Origin of the sequence: Chroococcidiopsis thermalis PCC 7203, from assembly GCF_000317125.1 — a bacterium.
Classification (GTDB): domain Bacteria; phylum Cyanobacteriota; class Cyanobacteriia; order Cyanobacteriales; family Chroococcidiopsidaceae; genus Chroococcidiopsis; species Chroococcidiopsis thermalis.
Genome location: NC_019695.1, coordinates 852,506 through 876,196, shown reverse-complemented (window position 1 = coordinate 876,196; position 23,691 = coordinate 852,506). Strand labels below are relative to the sequence as shown.

Genomic DNA, 23,691 nt, shown 5'->3' with positions numbered 1-23,691 from the left:
CCTCATGAATTTTAGCCAAGATTGGCAGGGGATTAATAGATCGAGTGGTAATTGGTAGTTGGTAGTTGGTGGTTAAAGGTGGGCTGCTAACTTCTGTTACGATAAGTTGCAAATTACAATACGAGTCGAGGAGTGTTGGACGACCTTTGACAAATCTCATCTGGCACAAGTCAATATTGCACGTTTGCTCTTTTGACTTCTCACTTTTAACTTTTGACTTTAATTTAAATGGAAGTCGCTCAGTTAGTTACTGTCTTAATTATCCTGTTACTGGTTGCGACTGGCGTGGCTTTACTATCTCGTTGGTTGCGAATGCCTTACGTTGCAGGTTTAGTATTAGCTGGTTTAGCTATTACCCAACTTTTACCTCAACGTATTGGTTTAGATGCCTCTCTAGTTTTGAATTTGTTTTTGCCAATTCTCCTGTTTGAGGCAGCTATCAACACTGATATTAGCCGTCTGCGTAACACTGTTAAACCGATTGCTCTCCTAGCAGGACCGGGAGTCGTTATCGCTGCTGGAATTATAGCACTAGTGCTGAAATTCGGACTGGGATTGACTTGGATACCAGCGTTACTAGTTGGAGTGATTTTGGCAAACACGGATACTGTTTCTGTGATTGCCGTCTTCAAAGAAGTGCCAGTACCCTCTCGACTATCCACAATTGTTGAGGGGGAAACTTTATTTAATGATATCCTCACGCTGGTTTTATTTAACTTAGTTTTGAATGTCAATACTACTGGCTCATTCTCAGTTTTGGGTGGATTGCAACAACTTTTTGTGGCGATCGCCGGCAGTATTTTAGTAGGGTTAGGATTGGGCTATTTAAGTACGGGTAGCACGGGTTTGCTAGCTCGATTAGACGATCCACTCAGTAGCATCTTACTAACAGTAGCAGTAGCACTAGGAACCTTTCAAATCGGTCAGGTTTTGGGAGTTTCTGGTGGAGTGGCTGTAGTTGTTGCAGGATTAATTTTCGGCACGATTGGGCTTGCTAGTCATGTATCGGCTTCTAATAAATTAACTTTGTTAAGTTTTTGGGAATGCGCTAGTTTTGCTGTTAACAGCTTCATTTTTCTGCTTATCGGCATAGAAATTGACTTGATAACTCTCTGGCAAACCCTACCTGCCGTATTGCTAGCAGTTTTTGCTTGCCAAGTGGCACGTATTATCTCTGTTTATGGACTGTTAGCTTTAGTGCGTTGGTTCGACCGTCCGGTTCCGTGGCGCTGGCAGCACGTTTTATTTTTCGGTAACATCAAAGGATCGCTGTCAATGGCGCTTGCCCTCAGTTTACCAAGTGCATTGGCAGAGAGATCGCAGTTGATTACTTTGGTATTTGGTACGGTTTTGCTGTCTCTAATTGGGCAAGGTTTGAGTTTACCTTGGTTAGTCAAAAGTTTACATTTGTCCCCTTTATCCACTTCTCGTCAACAGACTGAACAATTACAAGCACAGTTGATGACGGCTAAAGCAGCACAAGATGAATTAGATAATTTGTTGAGGTCAGGAGTATTACCAAAAGCTGTTTATGAAGAGATGCGATCGGCTTATCAGGTAAGAGTAGCAGGGGCAGAAAAAGCCTTGCGAGAAATCTACAATCGCCGCCCAAATGAGTTAGACGCTACTGTAGGTAATCTCACTAAATTCGATGCTATTCGTCGTCGCTTATTATTAGCAGAAAAAGGAGCGCTGAACGATGCAATTCGCAAGCAAATTCTTTCAGAAGAAATTGCGCGATCGCGCTTGCAAAAGCTTGACGAACAACTACTAAGCCTAGAAGACGATTGACAGTTATCAGGGAGAAGTAATACTTTACTTCTAATTTTGTTAGCTGATTGTATTTCGCTATTTATTGTTATCTGATTTTATGACTTTACCTGGACTAATAAAAGAAATGCCTTGATGGTAGCCGCTACCAATCATAACTGCTTCAATAATAGGTTCAGAAATTTCTGTTTGAGCTATCCATTCCACAAGAAATTTAGCTCCCGATCCTCCACTCGTATCGGTTGTATCAATGACAAAATCTGTAGAAGCTAGAGCATCAATTTGAATTGGTTGCTCTAAATATTGCCTGACTAACTTTCCATTTGTATCGTAGTAGCGAACAAAGGTAATGACAATAGGATTTGCCAAATCGGTATTACGAATACTAAGGGTAGCTGCTAAATTAAAAGTCTTTTTCCCATCATCGTGATAGATATGAGAGTAGACAGGAACATAGACAGTTTGACCTGCTACTCTTTTAAAGTTTTCATCTACATTTACTACTTGTTGAGATGAAGTTTTCTGTGGAGAATTAGCTTGTTGTGACGGACTTGGTGACGTACAGGAATATAGAAAAAAAACAGATACAAGTAAGCAAAATAATGGATATATTCTCATGAAAATTAGTTACCGACAACCTTCGATAAAATCGATGACTTGATGTAGCGAACCTGGTTTCGTCACGATTAATACAGTTGAATCCGGTTCTAGTATTGTACTACCATTAGGTATGACTAAATCTTCATGAGGGTGGGCTTGATAACCAATAATTAAAGAGCCTGTGGGAAATCTTCGATCCTGAGCAATTTCGGCAACGCTACGACCGACAACGTAGCAATTATTAGGAAGCGCGAGTTTCAATACTTCAATTTGTCCCTGCTCGAAATGCATCATCGATTCCACTTGTGGATACTCGATCGCATTTACCATTGTAGAGACTGCCAGCTCTACAGTACTAATAATATGATTAGCTCCAGCAAGACGTAGCGGTTCGGCAAAATCGCGGTGACGCATCCGCGCCAAAATATGAGAGACTCCGTAGTGCTTGGCAAGAGTGACCATTGCTAAATTTAAAGCATCCTGACGGAGGACAGCAGCCACAGAGTCAGCTTTGCGAATCCCTGCTTCTAACAACACTTCTGTATTGACTGCACTCCCTTCAAAAGCCATCACCCCCACTTGTTCGCGGGCATAACGACAGGCATTAGGATCGCAATCAATAATTGCAACCGTATGCCCTAACTCTACAAGCTTTTGTGCCAAATTTAGCCCAACTAAGCCCGCGCCGCCAATAAGTATATACATTGCTATACCAAGCTAGCTTTAATTTACAGGCTAGCAGAAATGTTGTATGCCATTAGTCATTCGTTATTTTTGATTGTCAGAGCAAATGTCACGCAAAAACGCTAAGGCGCTAAGAGTACTTTTGCGTCTTTGCGTCTTTGCGCGATCGAAAATAAAGATGGGTAAGAACGGGTATCCTCAACAGCCAACCACCGATAGAATCTCCAAAACTTGCCCGTCATCAGTAGGATTACTTTACTGAACTAAAAAGCGATAATGATGACGTTGGTGCAGTGCGATCGCTATCGGAGTGATAGCAAATTTCTATCTTAAGTCCGGTAGCCTTCGGGTATTGCGACAACTTTTTAGGTAACAAATTGTTACAATAGTTAGCAAACTCACGCCCAAGCGTCACCAAATTCATGAATGTGAAGCAGGTTTCCCCAAATCCTCAGCAGTTGGACAGCCAAACAGGGAACAGTTACGTAGAAGTAACGACAGATAGCCCCGTGACTAGCACAGATGTTGTGCCAAGACACGCTACAGAAATTGGACACAGCTCGATCGAGCCGGAATTTGCATTAAGATACGAACCGGAAGCGATCGCTGCATATTACAGTCGTCGTCCTTTTCAGGTTATTGGGAGAATTTTTGCGGTTCTGCTGCCCTGTTTTTCCTTTGCTTTTGGTTTGTGGTGGGATAAGCAATGGGGACGCAGCTTAAAAATGCAGCAGCGTAGGGCAGTTCAGTTAAGAGAATTGTTGACGCAACTTGGTCCAGCTTATATCAAAATCGGTCAAGCTCTTTCTACTCGCCCCGATTTAGTTCCACCTGGATATTTAGAGGAACTAACACAACTGCAAGATCAGCTACCACCTTTTGATAATGCGATCGCCTACCGTTTTATTCAAGAGGAATTGGGGCAAACTCCCGAAGAAATTTATGCCGAACTGTCTGCCAATCCGATTGCTGCTGCTTCTTTAGGGCAAGTGTATAAGGGTAAGCTAAAGACTGGGGAAGATGTGGCGGTGAAGGTACAGCGCCCAGACTTACGCGATCGCATTACTATTGACTTATATATCATTCGTCGTCTGGCAGCTTGGGCAAACAAAACTTTTAAGCGCATCCGCAGTAACTTAGTCGATATTCTCGACGAGTTTGGATATCGCATTTTTGAAGAAATGGACTACGTTCAGGAGGGCGAAAACGCCGAACGTTTTACCGAATACTACGGATATTTACCAGATATTTACGTCCCCAAAATCTATTGGCAATACACCCAGCGCCGAGTCTTGACGATGGAGTGGATTACCGGAACGAAGCTGACGCAGGTAGAAGCGATTCGCGCCCAAGGAATAGATGCCCAACACATCATTGAAGTTGGGGTGCAGTGTTCGCTGCGTCAGCTATTGGAAAATGGATTTTTCCACGCCGATCCTCACCCAGGGAATTTACTTGCCACGCCCGATGGGAAGTTGGCATATTTAGACTTTGGCATGATGAGCGAGATCAAGCCAGCCCAAAGGTACGGATTGATTGAAGCGATCGTCCACTTGGTAAATCGTGATTTTGACTCTTTAGCACAGGACTATGTGAAACTGGAGTTTTTGACTCCAGATACAGATTTAACACCCATCGTCCCTGCTTTTGCTAAGGTATTTAACGCCGCCTTGGGTGCTAGCGTATCGGAATTAAATATTAAAAGTATTACTGACGAACTGTCGAATTTAATGTATGAATATCCTTTCCGCGTCCCAGCATATTACGCTTTGATCATTCGCTCTCTGGTGACGTTAGAAGGAATTGCCATTCGGATCGAACCTGATTTTAAAGTTCTCAGTGCCGCTTATCCTTACGTTGCAAAGCGTTTGTTGATCGATCCCGCGCCAGAGTTGCGCGCATCATTAAAAGATTTGCTGTTTAAAGAAGGGACGTTCCGCTGGAATCGCTTAGAAAACTTGTTACGCAATGCCCGTGGCAATCAGGACTATGACTTTAATATTGTCTTGAATCAAATGATTGATTTTCTCTCATCCGAACGCGGGGCTTTTATTCGCGATCGCCTGGTAGATGAGATCGTTAAGAGTGTAGATGCTGTGAGTCGAAATACCTTACACGCCGTCACATCCAGGCTGCGAGATACATTCGATCGCGTTCCATTGGGAAATCGTTTGGCAATGGCAATTCATGAAACTCCAGGTGCTTCTTCCGAGCAACAGCAAACTTTGGAGCATATTAAGCGTATTTGGGGAATTTTACAAGAAACTCGTGGTTTCGACCCCGCACAATTAATTCCGCAATTAACACAGGTGTTGACAAAACCAGAGACTCAAAGAATCGGGCAGCAACTCGCCAGTCAGTTAACGCAAAAGGCGATCGCCCGTTTGTTGCGGGAATTATTAATTACACCAGAAGATAATTACAGCAACGGTTATAAACCAGATGCACGCGATCGGCTAGTGTTACCACCCGCAAAGGTTTAAAAGGGTAATTGGTAATGGGTAATGGGTAATGGGTAATGGGTAATTGGTAATTGCAATCACCCGTTAGTATTAGGGTGGGCAACCCTAATCTGAAAATGAAAGCGCGCTCTCTAATTGCAAGGAGAATCTATGTATTTTGGTGGCAAAGTTGAGAATGTAGAAATTTATCAGAATCAAGAAAGACCAGGCTTTACAGAACCATTTCATAAAGTAAAATTTACCTTACAGTCGAACGGAATAGAGCCTGTTATTGTGAATGTTTGGGTGCATCCAAATTATCCAGACAGCGAGATCCTAAAAGTTGCCAAAACATTTTTACATAGACGATTACTCGATCTCGTAGAACTCGCAAATCAAGATATTTACCAACCAGAAGAGGTAGATGCTCTCTGGCAGACTGTAAAACCTCACTAGGCAATTTTAACTTTTAACACTTTCCCAACTACCTATTACCCATTACCATTTAGCCAGTTTCATCTTCCTCTTGTTCTCGCCTCACATTCGTTTCCAAAGCCTGAATTTGTTCTCGTCTAGCTTCCACTTCTAACGCCCGTCGAGATAACTCTTGCGTCTGTAAAGTTAGGGTTTGTCGCCATTTTTCTGCCCGTTCCATTTCTTGTTGCAAAAATAATGGAGTAATGCCACTAGTGAGATAGGTTTGGACTAATTCCATCACCCAATCCGTAGCATTGTGAAGGCTGTAAACTTGGCAGCAATCAGGCGAGAGTTCTGCTAATACCAACAAACCCTCAGCCAGGGTAAAAGGACAGCGATCGCCAATCGTAGTTTCCACATCGAGAATAGCGCTGCGATCGCTTACCAATATCCAAGTATGCTCTGCTTCCTGACTTGCCAGCAATTTTAAGCCTAACTTACCAGAGATACCGTACTTGATAATTTGAGCGAGGTAGAACATCGTGAGTGGTGAGTGGTGAGTGAAGAAAGGGTGTGGGGTGTGGGGTGTGGGGTGTGGGATGTTGGTGGTTGGTAGTTGGTAATTGGTAGTTGCTCCTTGTCTCCCTTGTCCCCCTTGTCCTCCTTGTCCCCCTTGTCTCTATTTCAACAAACGCAATCGGGCTTGGAGAATTTCAATCTGTTTTTCTGCTTCGGCTAAAGCATCCTTAGCGCCTTGGACGACATCAGCAGGGGCTTTATCAACAAAGGTAGGGTTAGATAGTCGCGCCGAGAGAGATTTGGCTTCAGCTTGGGCTTTACTAAGGCTTTTTTCTAGCTTAGCTTTGAGTACGGCGACATCAACAACTCCCGCCAAAGGAATTAGGACTTGTACCGTACCGACAACATCGGCGATCGCAGGTTCTAATGCTGTTTCTAAAGCTGAAGTTATCGTCAGTGACTCGACTTTGGCAAGGTCTTGAATATACAATTCACTACTTGTCAAAATTTGGCGTTCGCGATCGCTTTCACTTTGCATTACCGCTTTTACCTTTACCCCTGGCTTAATTCCTGCTTCCGCCCGTAGGTTGCGCAGGGTACGAATTGCCTCAATTAACAATTCAAATTGCTGCTCTAATTCTGAGTCAATTAGAGTCGCATCTGATTCTGGATATGGTTGTACGGATATACTCTGCCCCTCTTCTGATTGCGTCAGCGTGTGCCAAATTTCCTCAGTAATATGAGGCATAAAGGGATGCAGGAGTTTGAGTATACCTTCTAAAACGTAGGCAAGAGTTTGTTGTGCTACCAGCCGCGACGCTGCGCCCTCGGCATCTTTCTGAAATAGCCGCGATTTGACTAATTCGATATACCAGTCGCAGAAATCGCCCCAGATGAATTCATATAAACCTTTTGCCGCTTCTCCCAATCCGTAATTATCAATGTAATCTGTAGATTGTTTGACCACCTGGTGGTAGCGAGAGAGAATCCAGCGATCGGACAATTGTAGAGACGTTGCGTGCAACGCCTCTACACCTAATTGTTGCGGGGTTTTGCCATCCAAATTCATCATTACAAATCGGGCGGCGTTCCACAATTTATTGGCAAAGTTGCGGGAAGCTTCCACAGAAGCCGATTCATCTTTTTGACGATTGTAATCCAACCGAATATCTTGTCCCGCGCCGACAACTTCTTTCACCAAGGTGTAGCGTAAGGCATCTGTCCCATATTTATCCATTAGTAACAGCGGATCGATCCCATTTCCCGCTGACTTGGACATTTTCTTACCATTTTCATCCAATACCAACCCGTGGATGTAAACATCCTTGAACGGCATCTGTCCGGTAAAATGCCCCCCTAGCATGGTCATTCTTGCCACCCAAAAGAAGATAATGTCAAATCCCGTGACTAGGGTAGCGGTAGGATAGTAAAATTCTAAGTCCTCAGTGCGATCGGGCCAGCCTAAAGTAGAAAAGGGCCATAATCCCGAAGAAAACCACGTATCTAATACGTCTGGGTCTTGTTCCAGCTTGACATCCGCGCCAAACTGTGCGTTAGCTTTTTCCCGTGCTTCTGCTTCGCTTCGTGCGACAACGAACGGCGTATTGTCAGTAATTTCTCCACCTGTCTCGCTGACAGCATACCAAGCCGGAATTTGATGCCCCCACCATAGTTGACGCGAAATACACCAATCTCTGAGTTTAACTAGCCAGTCGCGATAAACCTTCGTCCAACGTTGGGGAACGAACTGAGGCGAATTTTGCTCGTCTAGAAATGATAGAGTGCGATCGGCTAAAGGACGAATTTTGACGAACCACTGAGTTGAAAGTAGGGGTTCAATCGGAACCTTACCGCGATCGCTATACGGTACAGCATGTTTGTATTCTTCTACTTTGACGAGAAATCCATCGGCTTCTAACCGTTTGACGACATTTTTACGGGCAACAAATCGATCTTGTCCTTGAAAATCTCCCGCATTTTCATTCAGCGTACCGTCTTTATTCATAATATTAATAAACGGCAGATCGTGACGCTGACCCATCTCAAAATCGTTCGGGTCGTGGGCGGGAGTCACTTTAACGCAACCCGTTCCAAATTCAGGATCGACAAATTCATCGCCAATTACCGGAATTTCTCGCTGCATAATTGGTAAAGTTAGGGTTTTACCAATTAAATGTTTGTAGCGATCGTCATTTGGATTTACCGCGACAGCCGTATCGCCTAACATTGTCTCCGGTCGCGTTGTTGCTAATTCTACAGATCCAGATCCATCAGTTAATGGATAGCGGAAGTGCCATAAATGCCCGTTGACTTCTTTATTTTCTACTTCTAAATCGGATACTGCTGACTGAGTGGCGGGACACCAGTTTACTAAATATTTGCTGCGATAAATTAGTCCTTCTTCGTGAAATCGGACAAACTCTTCTATAACTGCTTTGTTTAAGCCTTCATCCATCGTGAAGCGTTCCCGCGACCAATCTACGGAAACTCCCAAGCGGCGCAGTTGACCGACAATTGTACCCTTAGATGAGTCTTTCCACTGCCAAGCGCGTTCGAGAAATTTCTCCCGTCCGAGTTCGTAGCGGGTTTTGCCTTCTGCTTGCAGTTGCTTTTCCAAAATTGTGTGAACTGCAATACTGGCGTGGTCGGTTCCAGGGAGATATAGGGCATTGTATCCCTTCATGCGATGGTAGCGGATCAGGGAATCTATCAGCGTGTTATCGAAGGCGTGACCCATGTGGAGGCTACCAGTCACGTTTGGAGGAGGAATGACGATGCAGTAGGGTTCCCCGCCGCGCTGGGGGTCTGCTTTATACACTTGGTTGTCTTCCCAAAACTTTTGCCACTTGGCTTCAGTGGTGAAGGGGTCGTAGAGGCTAGGCAGGTTAGGAATGGTTGCTGTCATGTCGGGAAGACGGAATGCAGTGAATTATTTAATATTTTGCCATAGCGCAAGGTGGAGGTAGAACAAGTACTGTGATTCGTCATTCGTCATTCGTCTTTGGTGAATACAGCTGATTCTTAGCCTTTCTAAATTTTAATGTCTGCGAGGAGAACGATCGCTCTAATTATCTATTGCTATCGATCTCTAACATCCTTGAGTCACAAATTGAGCTACTGGTTCTAATAATTTATTCTCTTTTGCAGGTGAAGATAAAAATAATGTGAGACTGGAGACATTAGCATGACTTGCCGACTCGATAAGTAAGTCGAGTTTTCCATCCCTATCTAAATCGCCTGCCCAAAAAACTGAGGGAGGTTTGCGATCGCTGGGTAGTTCGTTATTACTATAATGATGTTGAAATTCTTGTAAATTTTGACTAATAGAAGAATTATCAGAAACCGAAAAAATATATTTCCTAGTTTTAGTGTTACTCTGACGTTCAAATGAAAATTCTTTATTTTCGAGATTTTGTTTATCTTCAATTGCTATCTGATAGTCACTATCTATTGCGCTATTCAAACTCAGATTGAGAACTTTGTTAGGAGTCAAATACTGCTGCTCTGAAAACACAGTTTTAACTATCCCTGGCTTGAGATAAGCTGCACCTTTAACTAAAAAAATAGGTTGACTTTTTTGGTTGGTGATAACTTTTTTTCCAGTTTTTTTCGTTTCATCTAAGTCGATAACGTAATCGCGAACGGTATTCACCATAATCTTTGTTGGTAATAACTCAAAACCTTTTGGTGTAGCAAACAGTCCCAGCCATTGTTCTCCCGATTTTGCTTGAACTTCATTTCCATGAAATTCACCTATTGTTTGTAGTTTCAGTGGATACGATTTAGGATAGGTAGTTTTTAGCAATGAAGTAGATGTCTGTTGCTGGGAAGACTGGCTAGAGATCGATACATCAGGTTTGCGATCGCTACACGATCCTAAAAACACTAGGCAAAATATTGCTATCGTTCTAACTGCCTTATAGCTCAATCGCTCTCTTTGTCTGTTTGGCATAATTTTTAACATAGTAATTCTTTACTAAAAATTTAGGAACAAGACTAAAGGCGGATACTTAGTAACTTAAAGCAAGAGCGATCGCCTACAACTACCATATATTACCTGCCGCGATCGCACTGACTCAAAATTACACTTGTTTGTATAAACTAACACTCTAAACCGAGGAGTGATATCTATTTTGTAAAATCATGTCAATTTTTTAATTGACTAATCAATCAATGTTATTCTGAAAATAGAGTTTCAATATTTTGACTTTTGACTTTTAACTTTTGACTTACTTAGGACGGAACAATGCCCCCACGCGACGATCGCGATTTTGAGGATAAGCGACAGCAAATTATTGATGGTGCTTTACAAGTTTTTGCTAGCAAAGGCTTTGAGAAAGCAACTAATAAAGATATTGCTGCTGCATCCGGTATTGGTTCCCCTGGGTTGATTTATCACTATTTCAAGGATAAAAGCGATCTGTTTGAGCAAGTTATCGAACAACGTTTACCTTTACTGCAACTACTGAGCCATAGCGATGAGTTAATGACCAAACCAATAGAGGATGTGTTAACTCTGTTCGGTCATGCTTTTCTCAGAATGGCTGAAAATCCTACATCGCTGGCTCTATTCAAACTCATCATGGGAGAAGCAATTCGGCAGCCGCACGTTGCAGAAATAGTAAATCGAATTGGTCCTAGTCGTTCGGTGGCTTTCTTGTCTGGTTATTTAGAACAACAGATGGCTGCTGGCGTACTCAAACCGATGAATCCAAACGCAGCAGCACGCTGTTTCGCTGGTTCTTTTGTGGCATATTTACTAACGCGGGAGGTCTTCATGCAACCCGACGCACAGCAGCTTAGTGCAGAAGTGATGGTAGAAACTGCGGTCAAAGTTTTCTTACAAGGGACATTAGTTGTTCCCATCGATGAGTAGGGATACGGGGTAGGAATAATTCACGCAATTCAGCTTTAGGACATTTTTTCGGGTCTTTTTGATTAACCAATCAATCAAAAACAAGTCCAATGATTTTGAAAATTTTAAGGAGTTTTTGAGATGACGAACGATATAACTCCCACATCGCCAACTGATGCTGTATCCCCGCAGCATGACATTTTAGACCGACAAACGACAACCTGCTGTATTGTGGGCAGTGGTCCGGCAGGAGCAGTATTGGCGCTGCTGTTGACCCGTCAAGGTATACCTGTGATGCTGCTGGAAGCACACAAAGATTTCGATCGCGACTTTCGGGGTGATACCATTCACCCGTCTGTGATGGAGATCTTGGCAGAATTAGGCTTAGCAGATCGCTTGCTTGAGCTGCGCCACACCAAACTACGCCAGCTGAGTATTCGCACAGATGGGAAAACTTTCCCAATAGCTGATTTCAGTCACTTGAAAACACGCTATCAATACATCACGGTGATGCCCCAAGTAAAATTTTTGGAATTTATCACCGAGGAGGCAAAACAGTATCCCAACTTTCAACTCGTGTTGGGCGCAAACGTACAAGAATTAATTGTGGCAGATGGAGGAGTCCGAGGCGTGCGCTATCGCGGACATGGCGGTTGGCATGAAGTCAGGGCGCAGCTTACAGTTGGTGCAGATGGTCGTCATTCCCGCCTACGTCAACTAGCTGGATTTCAGCCAATTGAGACCTCGCCACCTATGGACGTGCTGTGGTTTCGTCTTCCGCGCCGACCGGATGAACCAGAAGGGTTGAATGGTCGTATCGGTAGCGGTCATATTTTAGTAACGATCGATCGCGATGATTCCTGGCAGATTGCCTATGTCATTCCTAAAGGTGGCTACCAAGATTTGCGGGCGGCGGGATTGGAGGCGTTGAGAAAGTCTATTGTTGAGGTAGTGCCGGAATTTAGCGATCGCGTGGAATTACTCAAAGAGTGGTCGCAAGTAGCATTTCTCTCGGTTGAGTCGAACCGCCTACCGCAATGGTATAGTTCTGGCTTACTATTAATTGGTGACGCTGCTCATGTCATGTCACCCGTTGGTGGAGTAGGGATCAACTATGCGATTCAAGATGCCGTAGTCGCGGCAAACCTGCTGAGCGAACCACTAAGAACTGGTAGATTGCAGCTACAGGACTTAGCCAAAGTTCAGCGTCGTCGTGAGTTACCCACGCGATGTATCCAAGTGTTTCAGTCTTTAATCCAAAAGCAAATTCTTGCTAAAGCCCTCAATCCAGGGCAAAAGTTCCAAGTGCCAAGTTTGTTACGGCTGTCTATTCTACGTGACTTGCTAGCGCGGTTCATTGCCTTTGGGTTAGTACCCGTGCATGTAAAAACTTAACTTTTCTTATTCTTGCCCTAGAGCTAGCGCAGATTGAGTAATTTTTCAATCTTTACCACTATATGTAAATCGCGTATAGTCTTAATCTATTGCCTTGAACATCCAGGGCTTTTTCTTCAGCAAAACCTTTTTTTATCACGACTCTACTATGGTGCGAGAGCTACAGCGCTTAACCCAAACCACCCAGTTTCCCGAAACTGCCCCAGCTGCAAATCCAGTCTTCTTCAGAACGTATAGTCGGCGGATAGGAGGTGGGCGCGAGACTTGGGAACAAGTATGCGATCGCACCCTGCGCGGGCTAGTGGAATTGGGTAAACTCACCCCAGCAGAAGCCGCTATTCTCGAAAAAATGCAAAAGGAGATGAAATCTCTCCCAAGCGGACGCTGGCTGTGGGTAGGAGGTACGGAATGGATTTCTCGCCCAGAAAACTTTTCTGGCGCTTATAACTGTACTTCTACCAACGTGGTAGACTGGCGGGCTTTTGGCTTGATGATGGACTTGGCAATGATGGGCTGCGGTACGGGTGCAATCCTCGAACCCCAGTACATTAACCAATTGCCTGTAATTCGCAACCGCCTCCACGTCACTGTAGAAGGAGAAATTGGCACAAATCCCGCTTCAGAACGGAGAGAAGAGACAGAAGTACAAATCGAAGGGAATATCGTCAATATTCTTGTGGGTGATAGCCGTCGAGGTTGGGTTAAGTCCTATCAAACTTTGTTAGAACTATCAACTAACGATGCCTTTTCGGGTATCGTACATGTTAGCGTCAATTTAAGTAACATCCGTCCCGCAGGGGAAATTTTAAAAGGCTTTGGCGGCGTTGCTAACCCGATTAAATTGCCAGAATTGTATCAACGCTGTGCGGCAATTTTAAATAAAGCTGTAGGCAGAAAACTGAATTCAGTTGAGTGTTGTTTATTAATAGATGAAGCTGCTGTTGTAGTTGTCGCAGGCAATGTTCGCCGCTGTTTACCTGAAGATGCTTTAGTACATACATCAAAAGGACTTATACCAATTCGAGATATCCAAATTGGAGATTTGGTACAAACTCCACTTGGTTTTCGACATGTGATTGATAAATTTGACCAAGGCGTTCAAGAAGTCTACGAAATTGAGACAAATGGTACTTTTCCCCGCGCTACTTTAAATCATCGTATTGCCGTTTTAGCTGATGCTAAAGGTAAGATTAATTGGCAGCGAATTGGAGATTTAGTAGAAGGCGATCGCCTCATGCACAATGCTCAGGTTCTTCCTGGTACTGTGACTCAATTGCCACGAGATTTTACTACAAAACGACCGATTCAAAGTAGAAATGCTAGCCCAATTAGTATCCCCGAATTAACTCCTGACGTGGCATGGCTAATTGGTCTGACTCATGGTGATGGATATGTTAGTTTAGGTAGAAATAAGCATGGAAAACCTTATGGAGCAATTTCTTGGGCTTGTAGCAGCTTAGATGAAAAACTCGCTGCCAAAATTCACGATAAGATCGATCGCGCTCTAGCTTTATTTGGACTTAAGGTAACGCATGTACTGCTCTCAAATGAAAATACACTGCGATCGCGTGTCACTTCTATTCGCTTAGCTGAATATTTCCATAAATACATCAAACAACCGAATAAAGCGATAGAAATTCCTGATTTTATTTTGCAAGGTTCGGTTGACATCAGAGCTGCTTATCTAGCAGGTTTAATGGATAGTGATGGTGCAATTAATAATAGACCACCTCATTTAGTGACAACAGTTTATCGCTCATTTGCTAGACAAGTAGCTGCTGTTCTTTCCAGTTTGGGAATTGCTGGAAGAGTAAAGCTAACTCGTCCGCAAATAGAAAATTGGCAAGTAAAATACAATGTCACAATACCTGCTTTAAAAAATCAATATAATGCCTTAATTGCACTGCATTCAGTCAAAGGTGAATTACGCCAAGGACTGAAGATGTATGGATTTACTATACCTGGTTCGCTAATGCGTGAGGTATATAGCTATAGTGAGATGCGAGGCATGGGATTTCAAGGTTCTCGCGATGTGGATGCTAATTACGAACGCTACGTTGCTGAATCAGATATTTGTCTCGATATTCCAGTTACAGTAAATGCTTTGGGAAGCTACGACTGCGTGCAAACCTACGATATCGAAGTAGAAGAAGCTCACTGTTTTTATTGTGATGGCTACCTAACTCACAATAGTGCAGGGATGCGCCAAGGTACTAGCAATGATGAATTATTTGCTAATGCTAAAAATAACCTTTGGCAACAAGATGAAAATGGTAATTGGCGGATCGATCCCGAACGCGATGCGTTGAGAATGGCAAATCATACCCGCGTATTTCATCAAAAACCAACTTTAGAAGAATGTATTAACGCCGTTCGCAGTCAATATTATTCTGGTGAAGGAGCGATTCAATATGCGCCAGAAGCAATCGCCCGTAGTAATGCAGATATTTTGACTAGCCAAGAGCTAAAACAAGAATTTATCAAAACATACACAAACTCAAAAGAACAAGCTCAAAATTGGTTGCGCGATCGCCATCCTGAAATAATAGCTTCAGAGCTAGAACATAGGCTTTCAAGATATGGTTTGAATCCATGCGGCGAGATCCACGGTGTTAATTTCCACTGCAACTTATCGGAGGTTCATTTAAATCAAATTGACCCTAAGAATGACCAAGAACAAGAAGAAGCTTTTACCGCAGGAGCCTTATCTGTCGCTTCTTTGTTGAATCACAAATTTCTCGAACCCCGCTATCAATTCAGTCGGGAATTAGACCCAATTGTGGGTGTTTCTTTCACGGGACTATTCGATTTCTTCGTCCGCGCTTTTGGCGTAGATTGGTTGCGGTGGTGGGAACAAGGAAGACCAGAAGAATTCGGAATTCGGAATTCGGAATTCGGAATTGAGAATATGGCGGAATATTTTAGAAATAAGGAACGGGAGTATCTCAATCGATGGCGGGATATTGTGTTTCGCGTTGTGTGGGAATATTGCGATCGCCATCACATTAAACGCCCTAATCGTTGTACCACAGTCCAACCTAGCGGGACTAAATCTTTACTGACTGGCGCGTCTCCTGGCTGGCATCCCCCTAAAGCCCAACGTTTTATTCGTCGGATTACCTTCCGCAAAAACGATCCAGTGGCACTAGCTTGCATTGATTATGGTTATGCTGTCATTCCTTCCCAATCGGACAAAGACGAAAATGGCAATTTGTTGAACGATCCCTTCGATCCTCGTTGTATGGAGTGGTTGGTAGAAATTCCTGTCGCCGTGCCTTGGGCAGATTTACCTGGTGCTGATGAAATTGAAATTAGCAAATTTAGCGCTCCAGCCCAGATGGATTTCTACATGCAAGTGCAGAAATACTATGTCACTCATAATACGTCCGCAACAATTGAGTTACGAGAAAACGAGGTAGAAGCATTAGGGACGCGGATTTATGAAGCCATTCAAAACGATGAAGGCTATATTAGTGCTGCCTTACTAGCTAGATTTGACGACTTACAAACTTTTCCCCGCTTGCCATTTGAACCGATAACCAAGGCTAAGTACGAAGAATTAATGCAACAAGTGCATTCCCGACGGCAAGTGCATGATTTTTATACTGCCCTCAGCCGCTATGATGCTCAAGAGTTAGATGAAGCAGGTCCAGCAGGGTGCGATTCAGATAAATGCCTCTTTCCTCAAGTAGAAGGTAAGTAGGGATTGGTAATTGGTAGTTGGTAGTTGATGGTTAACGGTAAACGCTGCGCTACACTACTCCTGCAGAGAAGCAAGCTACGTGAAGACAGTTGACAGTGAAGAAAGGGTGTAGAGTGTGGGGTGTAGGAAAATTTTGAATTTTGAATTTTCTTTCTCCCCCAACTCCACGACTCTCCCTCAGCTCTCTCAGCTCTCTTCTCCCCGACTCCCAATTCTATAAAGAGCTAGAATTTCAAACAGTACAGATGCAGCCACGCATAGAGGAAATTCAAATATGTTTGTAGACGAACTAGCACCTATTTTTAAGGAATTGGTACAGCACCCAGTTTCTTTTTTAGGAGGATTTGTCTCTGGGGTACTGCGCCTCAGCCTAGCTGACGATCCAGTCAAAAGTTGGCTCGATCGCCAGTCTGATTCTTCCAGCTACAATTCTTCCACATCTGGCGATCGCAACGGCAAAACTAGCGGTCCCCAAAGCATTTCTATCGACTAGAGGTAGAGAGTTACGTAGAGGCGCGATCTTTCGCGTCTCTACAGTAGACCTCCTGCGTGAATACTTGAATTGTCATCCACACGCGAAGCGAAACATCTGGGAGATTCTTCACTACACTGCGTTGCGTACCCTTCGGGAAGGCTTCGCCAACAGAATGACATCCATGATTTTTTGATTCATGCAGGAGGTCTAGTGGTGATTGTTAACTGTTAACAGTTAACAGATTAAATGATAACTATCAGAAATTTTTTAGGCAGTATTTGTAATACAGAAGACCTTTGATAAACAAACCATACGATATGATATGCGTAAGTGTGAGTTCAGTCCTGTAACTGGTTAAATTTGAGAAGCTGCTACCGACTGGGGTTGTCTATCTTGAAAGCTAGATTACTGATAAATTTGAAATCTGGTGTTTGCCGAAACTGCAAATTTTTAGGTTCGATTTCCCGACTGAACTTGACTCTCTGTTCAGACTTACGCGACCGATTATGACTATCTACGTTGGAAACCTTTCTTACCGCGCTACGGAAGAAGACCTGAGAACTGTATTCGCAGAGTATGGCGCGATCAAGCGCATTGTCCTACCGATGGATCGGGAAACTGGCAGAATGCGCGGATTTGCTTTCGTTGACATGGACGAGGATGCCCAAGAAGAATCAGCGATTGCTGAATTAGATGGTGCAGAATGGATGGGAAGACAGCTGCGAGTCAATAAAGCTAAACCCCGCGAAGAAAATGGCGGTGGCGGCGGTGGATATCGGCGTAACGGAGCCGGAGTGAGGGCAAGATTTGGTCAGGAGTAGTGACAATCACCCCGCTCTGTAGGAAACTACTCGGAACAAGATTAATAGTTTAAATCTGAATTTGGGTCAACCCTTTCACTGACCAGTTAAGTATCTGACACTGATAATTGCTGGTCGGTGCTTTGTCGATCGCAATTGGCTCGATCTAATTCTTGTCATCAGTTCAACGCATGTTGTCAATCGCTCTTGGCAAGAACTAGACTGATGGCTTGACGGCATTGTTTGAGAATAAGACTCTAAAGATCGAGCTGCGATCGCAGTATTTCGTAATCGCTCAGCAACACGATTGTGGCGATCGCGCATGGCAAGGTGCAGTGATTTCTATAGTTTATCTAAAGTCAGATTCCACTATTAGATTCAGTTCCTAAGATAGTAGTGCAGGGTGCTGCCTTATTGGTAAATCTTGCAACATGCCCTCATCTACAGAGAGAGCGATCGTTATGGCTGAAGCTGTCCAACACTCAATAGATTACGAATCTGCACTCGGTCGGGATTGTACAACACTGTCTCGACACGTCCTACAACAGTTGCAAAGTTTTTCTGCTGATGCCCAAGATCTGAGCGCCTTAATGAGTCGCATTGCCCTCGCTGGCAAGTTAATCTCGCGTCACCTCAGTCGTGCGGGATTGATGGAAGGCGTACTGGGATTTACCGGAGACGTGAACGTACAGGGGGAATCAGTCAAAAAGTTGGATGTCTACGCCAACGATGTCTTTATCTCGGTTTTCAAGCAGAGTGGTTTAGTCTGTCGCTTGGCTTCCGAAGAAATGGAAAAGCCATATTACATTCCTGAAAACTGTCCGATTGGTCGTTATACCTTGCTTTACGACCCAATCGATGGTTCATCCAATACAGATATTAATATGAGTCTGGGATCGATCTTCGCCATCCGACAGCAGGAAGGCAACGATCTAGATGGAGAGGCAAAAGACTTACTGCAATTGGGAAGCAAACAAATTGCGGCAGGATATATCCTCTACGGTCCTAGCACCATCTTGGTGTATTCCATCGGCAAGGGCGTACATTCTTTTACCCTCGATCCCAGCCTCGGAGAATTCATACTTTCAGAAGAAAATATTCAACTGCCGCAACACGGTTCGGTCTACAGCGTCAACGAAGGCAACTTCTGGCAATGGGACGAATCGATCCGAGAATACATTCGTTACGTCCACCGCACAGAAGGCTATACCGCACGCTACAGTGGAGCTATGGTAGGTGACATTCATCGGATTTTAGTGCAAGGTGGCGTGTTCCTTTACCCTGGCACGGTGAAAAAACCAGAAGGTAAAATTCGCCTACTGTATGAATCTGCTCCCTTAGCATTTTTGGTCGAGCAAGCAGGAGGCAGAGCAATTACGGGAACCCAAGACATCATGGATGTCGTGCCAGAAAAACTGCATCAACGCACTCCGTTGATTATTGGTAGTAAAGATGACGTGGCATTAGTTGAGTCCTTTATTCAGCGACACGCCCAAGCCCAAGAGGAAAAGAATATTCGGGCGCAGGCACGCATACCACAATGAGAGGGATGAGGAGTTAGGGGCTAGGGGTTAGGGAAAGGACAAGGAAGACAAGGGAGACAAGGAGACATTCCAGCCACCCATCACCCGCTCTCTTATCTCTCGCTCCTCGCTCCTCGCTCCCCATCTAGCAAACCAATGAAGAGTTGAGAAATACAAATATTATGGCAACAAATCATTTACTAGAGATCAAAGAATACGGTCAAAGCATTTGGATGGATAATTTGACCCGTGACTTAGTTCAGTCTGGAGAGCTGAAGAATTTAGTTGAGAATCAAGGTATTTGCGGGATCACCTCTAACCCAGCGATTTTTGAAAAAGCGATCGCGGGTAATGCGATCTACGATGCTGACATCGAAGCAGGGATTCGGGCGGGGTTGCCAACTTACAAAATTTATGAATCCCTAGTCTTTAAAGATATCCGCGATGCTTGCGATATCTTGCGTCCTGTATATGACGCTTCCGGCGGACTAGATGGATATGTCAGCATTGAAGTTCCTCCCACGATCGCCCACGATACCCAGGCGACAATTAATGAAGCCCGTCGTTACTATCAAGAGATCGGGCGGGATAACGTAATGATTAAGATTCCTGGGACTGATGCAGGTTTACCAGCGGTAGAACAGGTCATTTCTGAGGGGATTAATGTCAACGTAACGCTGTTGTTCTCAGTTCAAAGTTACATCGAAACAGCCTGGGCATATATTCGCGGTTTAGAAAAACGCGCGGCAGAAGGAAAGGATATTAGTAAGATTTCTTCTGTGGCTAGCTTCTTCCTGTCGCGGATCGATTCTAATATTGACGGGAAAATTGATGATGCCCTCAAAGCAGGCGTAGACCGGATTGAGAAAGAAGCAAAATTAAGAGCCGTGAAAGGGAAAGTCGCGATCGCCAACGCTAAGATTGCTTATCAAGAATACAAGAAAATTATTCAAAGCGATCGCTGGCAAGCATTAGCAGCCAAAGGCGCAAACGTTCAGAGATTGCTGTGGGCTAGCACCAGTACCAAAGACCCTAACTACAGCGATGTCATGTACGTTGACGAATTGATCGGTCCTGAAACAGTCAATACATTACCACCCAATACGATTGATGCGTGTGCCGACCACTGCGACGTAGCAAATCGCGTCGAGTCAAATGTCGAGGAAGCATACAAGTTAATTGAAAACTTAAAAGATCCAGATGTGGCGATCGATATCGACCAAGTGATGGACGAATTACTCGTAGAAGGGATCGACAAATTCATTAAACCCTTTGAATCGCTGATGCAGTCTTTGGAAGAGAAGGTTGCTAAGCTGTCACCTGTATAGGAGGAGCGAGGAGCGAGGAGATAGGGAGTCAATTGAATTCGCAATTCATAATTAAATTCTTTCGACGCTCCCTCAGCTTCCTCAGCTTCCTCAGCTCTCTTCTTCCCCTTACCCCTTACCCCTTAACCCTCATATGGTCACGTTGCTAGAAAATCCCTTACGAGTGGGGCTGCAACAACAGAGAGTTCCCGAACCGCAAATCTTAGTCATTTTTGGTGCGTCGGGAGATCTGACTCAGCGCAAACTCGTTCCAGCACTCTACAAACTCAGACGGGAACGCCGCCTACCACCCGAATTTACAATTGTAGGCGTAGCACGCAGAGAATGGAGTCACGATTACTTCCGCGAACAAATGCGGGAGGGGATCGAGCAGTTTTCTGACGGTATTGGTTCGGAAGACCTATGGCAAGAGTTTTCTCAGGGTATATTTTATTGCCCCGGAGATATTGACAATCCCGAAAGCTATCAAAAGCTAAAAAACTTTTTGGCAGAGTTAGATGAAAAGCGGGGAACCAGAGGCAACCGCGTATTTTACTTATCCGTATCGCCCAAATTTTTTGCAGAAGCCATCCAGCAGTTGGGCAAAGCAGAAATGCTCAAAGATCCGCTCAAAACCCGTTTGATGATTGAAAAGCCTTTCGGTCGGGATTTGGGAACGGCGCGATCGCTCAACCGCGTCGTGCAGCAAGTTTGTAAAGAAGAACAAGTCTACCGGATCGACCACTATCTGGGCAAAGAAACAGTCCAAAATTTGCTGGTATTTCGCTTTGGGAATGCCATCTTTGAACCATTGTGGAACCGCCAGTTTGTCGATCACGTCCAAATTACAGTTGCCGAGACAGTCGGGGTAGAAGACAGAGCGGGATATTATGAAAGCTCTGGGGCATTGCGGGATATGTTGCAAAACCACTTGATGCAACTGTTTGCCTTCACAGCAATGGAAGCACCTAATTCCCTAGATGCCGATTCAATCCGTACGGAGAAAATGAAGGCGATTCAAGCGACTCGCCTAGCAGATATTCAGAATTTGGAACGTGCGGCAGTACGAGGACAATATAGTGCGGGGTGGATGAAAGGCAAGCGCGTCCCTGGTTATCGAGAAGAACCAGGGGTGAATCCCCAGTCTACAACTCCTACGTTTGTTGCCATGAAGTTTTTGATCGACAACTGGCGTTGGAAGGGAGTGCCTTTTTATCTGCGGACGGGTAAGCGCTTGCCCAAAAAAGTCTCGGAGATTTCAATTCATTTCCGCGAAGTGCCGAATTTGTTATTTCAGTCGGCAGCACAGCAGATGAACGCTAATATCTTGGCGCTGCGAATTCAACCAAACGAGGGAATCTCGTTGCGTTTTGAGGTAAAAATGCCAGGGGGAACTTTACGAACTCGTTCTGTAGATATGGACTTTACCTATGGTTCCTTTGGCTTACAAGCAACTTCCGACGCATACGATCGCCTCTTACTCGATTGCATGATGGGCGACCAAACGCTATTCACTAGAGCCGACGAAGTAGAAGCTGCATGGCAATTAGTGACTCCAGCCCTCTCAGTTTGGGATTCGCCTACCGATCCCGCGACAATTCCGCAATACGAAGCAGGGACATGGGAACCAACCGAGGCGGAATTACTGATCGATCGAGATGGTCGTCGCTGGCGTAGGTTGTAAATAGCAATGAACCGATCGGCACTCAATCTGTATACAGGCTATCTGTTACAAATACCAATTTACGGGAATGATGGTAAAGGTGGCGATCGCTCTATTGCTAATAGCTAGTTTCATCCTTCATCCTTCATCTTTCATCCTGTCCTATGGTGACTCAATCTGCTCCAATTTTCTCACTTCAGGCTCCCAAGGATATCTCAGTTAGCGAGATTGAAGCCGAACTCAATCAGATTTGGCAAAGTTATGGCGTGGCTGGTGAGGATGGGGGACTGCCCGCCGCCACTCGCGCCAAAACCTTTACTTTGATCGTTTACGAACCAGAAGAAACTCAACAATTGCTGGCAGCTTTGGGATATTACAGCGGTCCAATCGACGGCATCCCAGGACCACGCACCGCCTCCGCAATTCGCGAAGCCCAAAAAGTATTTGGACTAGAAAAAACGGGGAAATCTAGCCCAGAGTTACTCATCAAACTTAGAGAAGAACAAAGCAAACGCCGTGGTGTAGTAGATAGCAGCGCAGCAACGACAGCTTACGCAATGGATACCCGCAGTCCCGCTGTTGCTGATGCGATCGCCAGCCGCAATCCTTGCCGAATTATTGCTTTATGTCCAGTCACCGGAGAAGACGAGGGCGTAAAGGCACAAGTTTCGGCATACTGCCCGATCCAAAAGCAGTCCGCTACAACTTTGATCTGTTGCGAATACATCACCCTGACGGGAACGGTTGAAGCCCTCGAAAGAGTGGTAGGCATGGTTCCAGATTTATTAATTGGTGGCTTGCCGAAGTTTCTCTGGTGGAAAGCTACTCCAGAACCCGATCACCCGATCTTCAAGCGTTTGGTAGCCTCTTGCAACTCTGTCATCTTCGACTCCAACAGTTTTACACAAGTTGAAACCAATCTCATCCGGCTGCAAGAATTGATCGATGCAGGCATGACAATTTTCGATGTCAACTGGAGTCGGCTAGCTGCTTGGCAAGAGTTGACGGCAGAAGCTTTCGATCCACCCCAGCGCCGCGCTGCATTAGGGGAAGTCGATCGCGTCACTATAGACTATGAAAAAGGCAATTCTGCCCAAGCCTTGATGTTTTTAGGCTGGTTGGCAAGTCGATTGAACTGGCGACCGACTAAAGTGACTACAGAAACGGGAGACTACGACATTAAACGCTTTTACTTCATGGCAGAAGGCGATCGCGAAGTCGAAGCAGAAATTGCTGGCGTTCCAACTGCTAGCGACGGTGACGTAGCTGGAGATTTGATTGCTTTACGCTTAACCTCTACGAATCCAGCTGCCAACTGTTCTACCGTTTTGTGTTCCGAAACCTCTGGCTGTATGCGGATGGAGGCACACGGCGGCGCTCAAGCTGGAATCGTCAACCAAGTGACATCCCTTGCCGATCAAAGTGCTGAAGAGTTGCTCTCGCAGCAACTACAACGCTGGGGACGAGACGTACTATTTGAAGAAAGTCTGGCAGTGACAGTACAGATGTTGAAATTGGGTAATGGGTAATGGGTAATGG

At 44.6% G+C, this 23,691-nt stretch carries 17 protein-coding genes; 12 read left to right on the top strand and 5 right to left on the bottom strand.

The window, feature by feature from the left end; translation table 11 throughout:
• Positions 1-228: 228 nt before the first annotated feature.
• Positions 229-1,791: a cation:proton antiporter gene (locus CHRO_RS03825; RefSeq protein ID WP_015152867.1), complete on the top strand. Its 1,563-nt coding sequence runs from the start codon at positions 229-231 to the stop codon at positions 1,789-1,791.
• A 57-nt stretch (positions 1,792-1,848) separates the two neighbouring features.
• Here the strand turns inward: CHRO_RS03825 and CHRO_RS03820 are convergent, their stop codons facing one another.
• A complete protein-coding gene (locus CHRO_RS03820) occupies positions 1,849-2,388 on the bottom strand; it encodes a DUF3124 domain-containing protein (RefSeq protein ID WP_015152866.1) in 540 nt (179 codons plus the stop codon).
• Between the two features lie 9 nt (positions 2,389-2,397).
• The gene (locus CHRO_RS03815; protein WP_015152865.1) at positions 2,398-3,075 is read right to left on the bottom strand and encodes a potassium channel family protein; all 678 of its coding nucleotides are present in this window, start codon (positions 3,073-3,075) and stop codon (positions 2,398-2,400) included.
• A 401-nt stretch (positions 3,076-3,476) separates the two neighbouring features.
• On the opposite strand from CHRO_RS03815, the gene CHRO_RS03810 reads away from it, so the two are divergent.
• Together CHRO_RS03810 and CHRO_RS03805 are read left to right on the top strand one after the other, a co-directional pair.
• A complete protein-coding gene (locus CHRO_RS03810; protein WP_015152864.1) occupies positions 3,477-5,537 on the top strand; it encodes an ABC1 kinase family protein in 2,061 nt (686 codons plus the stop codon).
• A 129-nt stretch (positions 5,538-5,666) separates the two neighbouring features.
• Positions 5,667-5,951, top strand: coding sequence for a hypothetical protein (locus tag CHRO_RS03805; protein ID WP_015152863.1), 285 nt, complete (start codon positions 5,667-5,669; stop codon positions 5,949-5,951).
• 49 nt (positions 5,952-6,000) lie between these two features.
• On the opposite strand, the gene CHRO_RS03800 is transcribed toward CHRO_RS03805, so the two are convergent.
• The 3 genes from CHRO_RS03800 to CHRO_RS03790 all read right to left on the bottom strand — a co-directional run bounded on the left by CHRO_RS03800 (position 6,001) and on the right by CHRO_RS03790 (position 10,383).
• Complete coding sequence (locus CHRO_RS03800; RefSeq protein WP_015152862.1) at positions 6,001-6,453, bottom strand: hypothetical protein; 453 nt, start codon at positions 6,451-6,453, stop codon at positions 6,001-6,003.
• Between the two features lie 138 nt (positions 6,454-6,591).
• Positions 6,592-9,336 carry a valine--tRNA ligase gene (locus CHRO_RS03795; protein ID WP_015152861.1) on the bottom strand — a complete coding sequence of 915 codons (2,745 nt, stop codon included), beginning with the start codon at positions 9,334-9,336 and terminating at the stop codon, positions 6,592-6,594.
• A 183-nt stretch (positions 9,337-9,519) separates the two neighbouring features.
• The gene (locus tag CHRO_RS03790; protein ID WP_181824266.1) at positions 9,520-10,383 is read right to left on the bottom strand and encodes a hypothetical protein; all 864 of its coding nucleotides are present in this window, start codon (positions 10,381-10,383) and stop codon (positions 9,520-9,522) included.
• 294 nt (positions 10,384-10,677) lie between these two features.
• On the opposite strand from CHRO_RS03790, the gene CHRO_RS03785 reads away from it, so the two are divergent.
• From CHRO_RS03785 to opcA, 9 genes are all read left to right on the top strand, one after another.
• Entirely contained in the window at positions 10,678-11,307 is a 630-nt protein-coding gene (locus CHRO_RS03785; RefSeq protein ID WP_015152859.1) for a TetR/AcrR family transcriptional regulator, read from the top strand.
• 120 nt (positions 11,308-11,427) lie between these two features.
• Positions 11,428-12,681, top strand: coding sequence for an FAD-dependent oxidoreductase (locus tag CHRO_RS03780; RefSeq protein WP_015152858.1), 1,254 nt, complete (start codon positions 11,428-11,430; stop codon positions 12,679-12,681).
• A gap of 148 nt (positions 12,682-12,829) precedes the next feature.
• Positions 12,830-16,384, top strand: coding sequence for a ribonucleoside-triphosphate reductase, adenosylcobalamin-dependent (gene nrdJ / locus CHRO_RS03775; protein ID WP_015152857.1), 3,555 nt, complete (start codon positions 12,830-12,832; stop codon positions 16,382-16,384).
• Positions 16,385-16,658: 274 nt separating this feature from the next.
• Positions 16,659-16,877 (top strand): ssl0294 family protein, encoded by a 219-nt coding sequence (locus CHRO_RS03770; protein WP_015152856.1) that lies wholly within the window; start codon positions 16,659-16,661, stop codon positions 16,875-16,877.
• Between the two features lie 488 nt (positions 16,878-17,365).
• A complete protein-coding gene (locus CHRO_RS03765) occupies positions 17,366-17,680 on the top strand; it encodes an RNA recognition motif domain-containing protein (RefSeq protein WP_015152855.1) in 315 nt (104 codons plus the stop codon).
• Between the two features lie 440 nt (positions 17,681-18,120).
• Positions 18,121-19,203: a class 1 fructose-bisphosphatase gene (gene fbp / locus CHRO_RS03755; protein WP_015152854.1), complete on the top strand. Its 1,083-nt coding sequence runs from the start codon at positions 18,121-18,123 to the stop codon at positions 19,201-19,203.
• A gap of 161 nt (positions 19,204-19,364) precedes the next feature.
• Entirely contained in the window at positions 19,365-20,510 is a 1,146-nt protein-coding gene (gene tal / locus CHRO_RS03750) for a transaldolase (RefSeq protein WP_015152853.1), read from the top strand.
• A gap of 133 nt (positions 20,511-20,643) precedes the next feature.
• Positions 20,644-22,173 (top strand): glucose-6-phosphate dehydrogenase, encoded by a 1,530-nt coding sequence (gene zwf, locus CHRO_RS03745; protein ID WP_015152852.1) that lies wholly within the window; start codon positions 20,644-20,646, stop codon positions 22,171-22,173.
• Positions 22,174-22,316: 143 nt separating this feature from the next.
• A complete protein-coding gene (gene opcA / locus CHRO_RS03740; RefSeq protein ID WP_015152851.1) occupies positions 22,317-23,681 on the top strand; it encodes a glucose-6-phosphate dehydrogenase assembly protein OpcA in 1,365 nt (454 codons plus the stop codon).
• Positions 23,682-23,691: the final 10 nt, after the last annotated feature.

What these genes read in the sequence shown, in the direction of transcription:
- CHRO_RS03825 (WP_015152867.1), top strand. Translation starts at nt 229, where the DNA reads ATGGAAGTCGCTCAGTTAGTTACTGTCTTAATTATCCTGTTACTGGTT.
- CHRO_RS03820 (WP_015152866.1), bottom strand. Translation starts at nt 2,388, where the DNA reads ATGAGAATATATCCATTATTTTGCTTACTTGTATCTGTTTTTTTTCTA.
- CHRO_RS03815 (WP_015152865.1), bottom strand. Translation starts at nt 3,075, where the DNA reads ATGTATATACTTATTGGCGGCGCGGGCTTAGTTGGGCTAAATTTGGCA.
- CHRO_RS03810 (WP_015152864.1), top strand. Translation starts at nt 3,477, where the DNA reads ATGAATGTGAAGCAGGTTTCCCCAAATCCTCAGCAGTTGGACAGCCAA.
- CHRO_RS03805 (WP_015152863.1), top strand. Translation starts at nt 5,667, where the DNA reads ATGTATTTTGGTGGCAAAGTTGAGAATGTAGAAATTTATCAGAATCAA.
- CHRO_RS03800 (WP_015152862.1), bottom strand. Translation starts at nt 6,453, where the DNA reads ATGTTCTACCTCGCTCAAATTATCAAGTACGGTATCTCTGGTAAGTTA.
- CHRO_RS03795 (WP_015152861.1), bottom strand. Translation starts at nt 9,336, where the DNA reads ATGACAGCAACCATTCCTAACCTGCCTAGCCTCTACGACCCCTTCACC.
- CHRO_RS03790 (WP_181824266.1), bottom strand. Translation starts at nt 10,383, where the DNA reads ATGCCAAACAGACAAAGAGAGCGATTGAGCTATAAGGCAGTTAGAACG.
- CHRO_RS03785 (WP_015152859.1), top strand. Translation starts at nt 10,678, where the DNA reads ATGCCCCCACGCGACGATCGCGATTTTGAGGATAAGCGACAGCAAATT.
- CHRO_RS03780 (WP_015152858.1), top strand. Translation starts at nt 11,428, where the DNA reads ATGACGAACGATATAACTCCCACATCGCCAACTGATGCTGTATCCCCG.
- nrdJ (WP_015152857.1), top strand. Translation starts at nt 12,830, where the DNA reads ATGGTGCGAGAGCTACAGCGCTTAACCCAAACCACCCAGTTTCCCGAA.
- CHRO_RS03770 (WP_015152856.1), top strand. Translation starts at nt 16,659, where the DNA reads ATGTTTGTAGACGAACTAGCACCTATTTTTAAGGAATTGGTACAGCAC.
- CHRO_RS03765 (WP_015152855.1), top strand. Translation starts at nt 17,366, where the DNA reads ATGACTATCTACGTTGGAAACCTTTCTTACCGCGCTACGGAAGAAGAC.
- fbp (WP_015152854.1), top strand. Translation starts at nt 18,121, where the DNA reads ATGGCTGAAGCTGTCCAACACTCAATAGATTACGAATCTGCACTCGGT.
- tal (WP_015152853.1), top strand. Translation starts at nt 19,365, where the DNA reads ATGGCAACAAATCATTTACTAGAGATCAAAGAATACGGTCAAAGCATT.
- zwf (WP_015152852.1), top strand. Translation starts at nt 20,644, where the DNA reads ATGGTCACGTTGCTAGAAAATCCCTTACGAGTGGGGCTGCAACAACAG.
- opcA (WP_015152851.1), top strand. Translation starts at nt 22,317, where the DNA reads ATGGTGACTCAATCTGCTCCAATTTTCTCACTTCAGGCTCCCAAGGAT.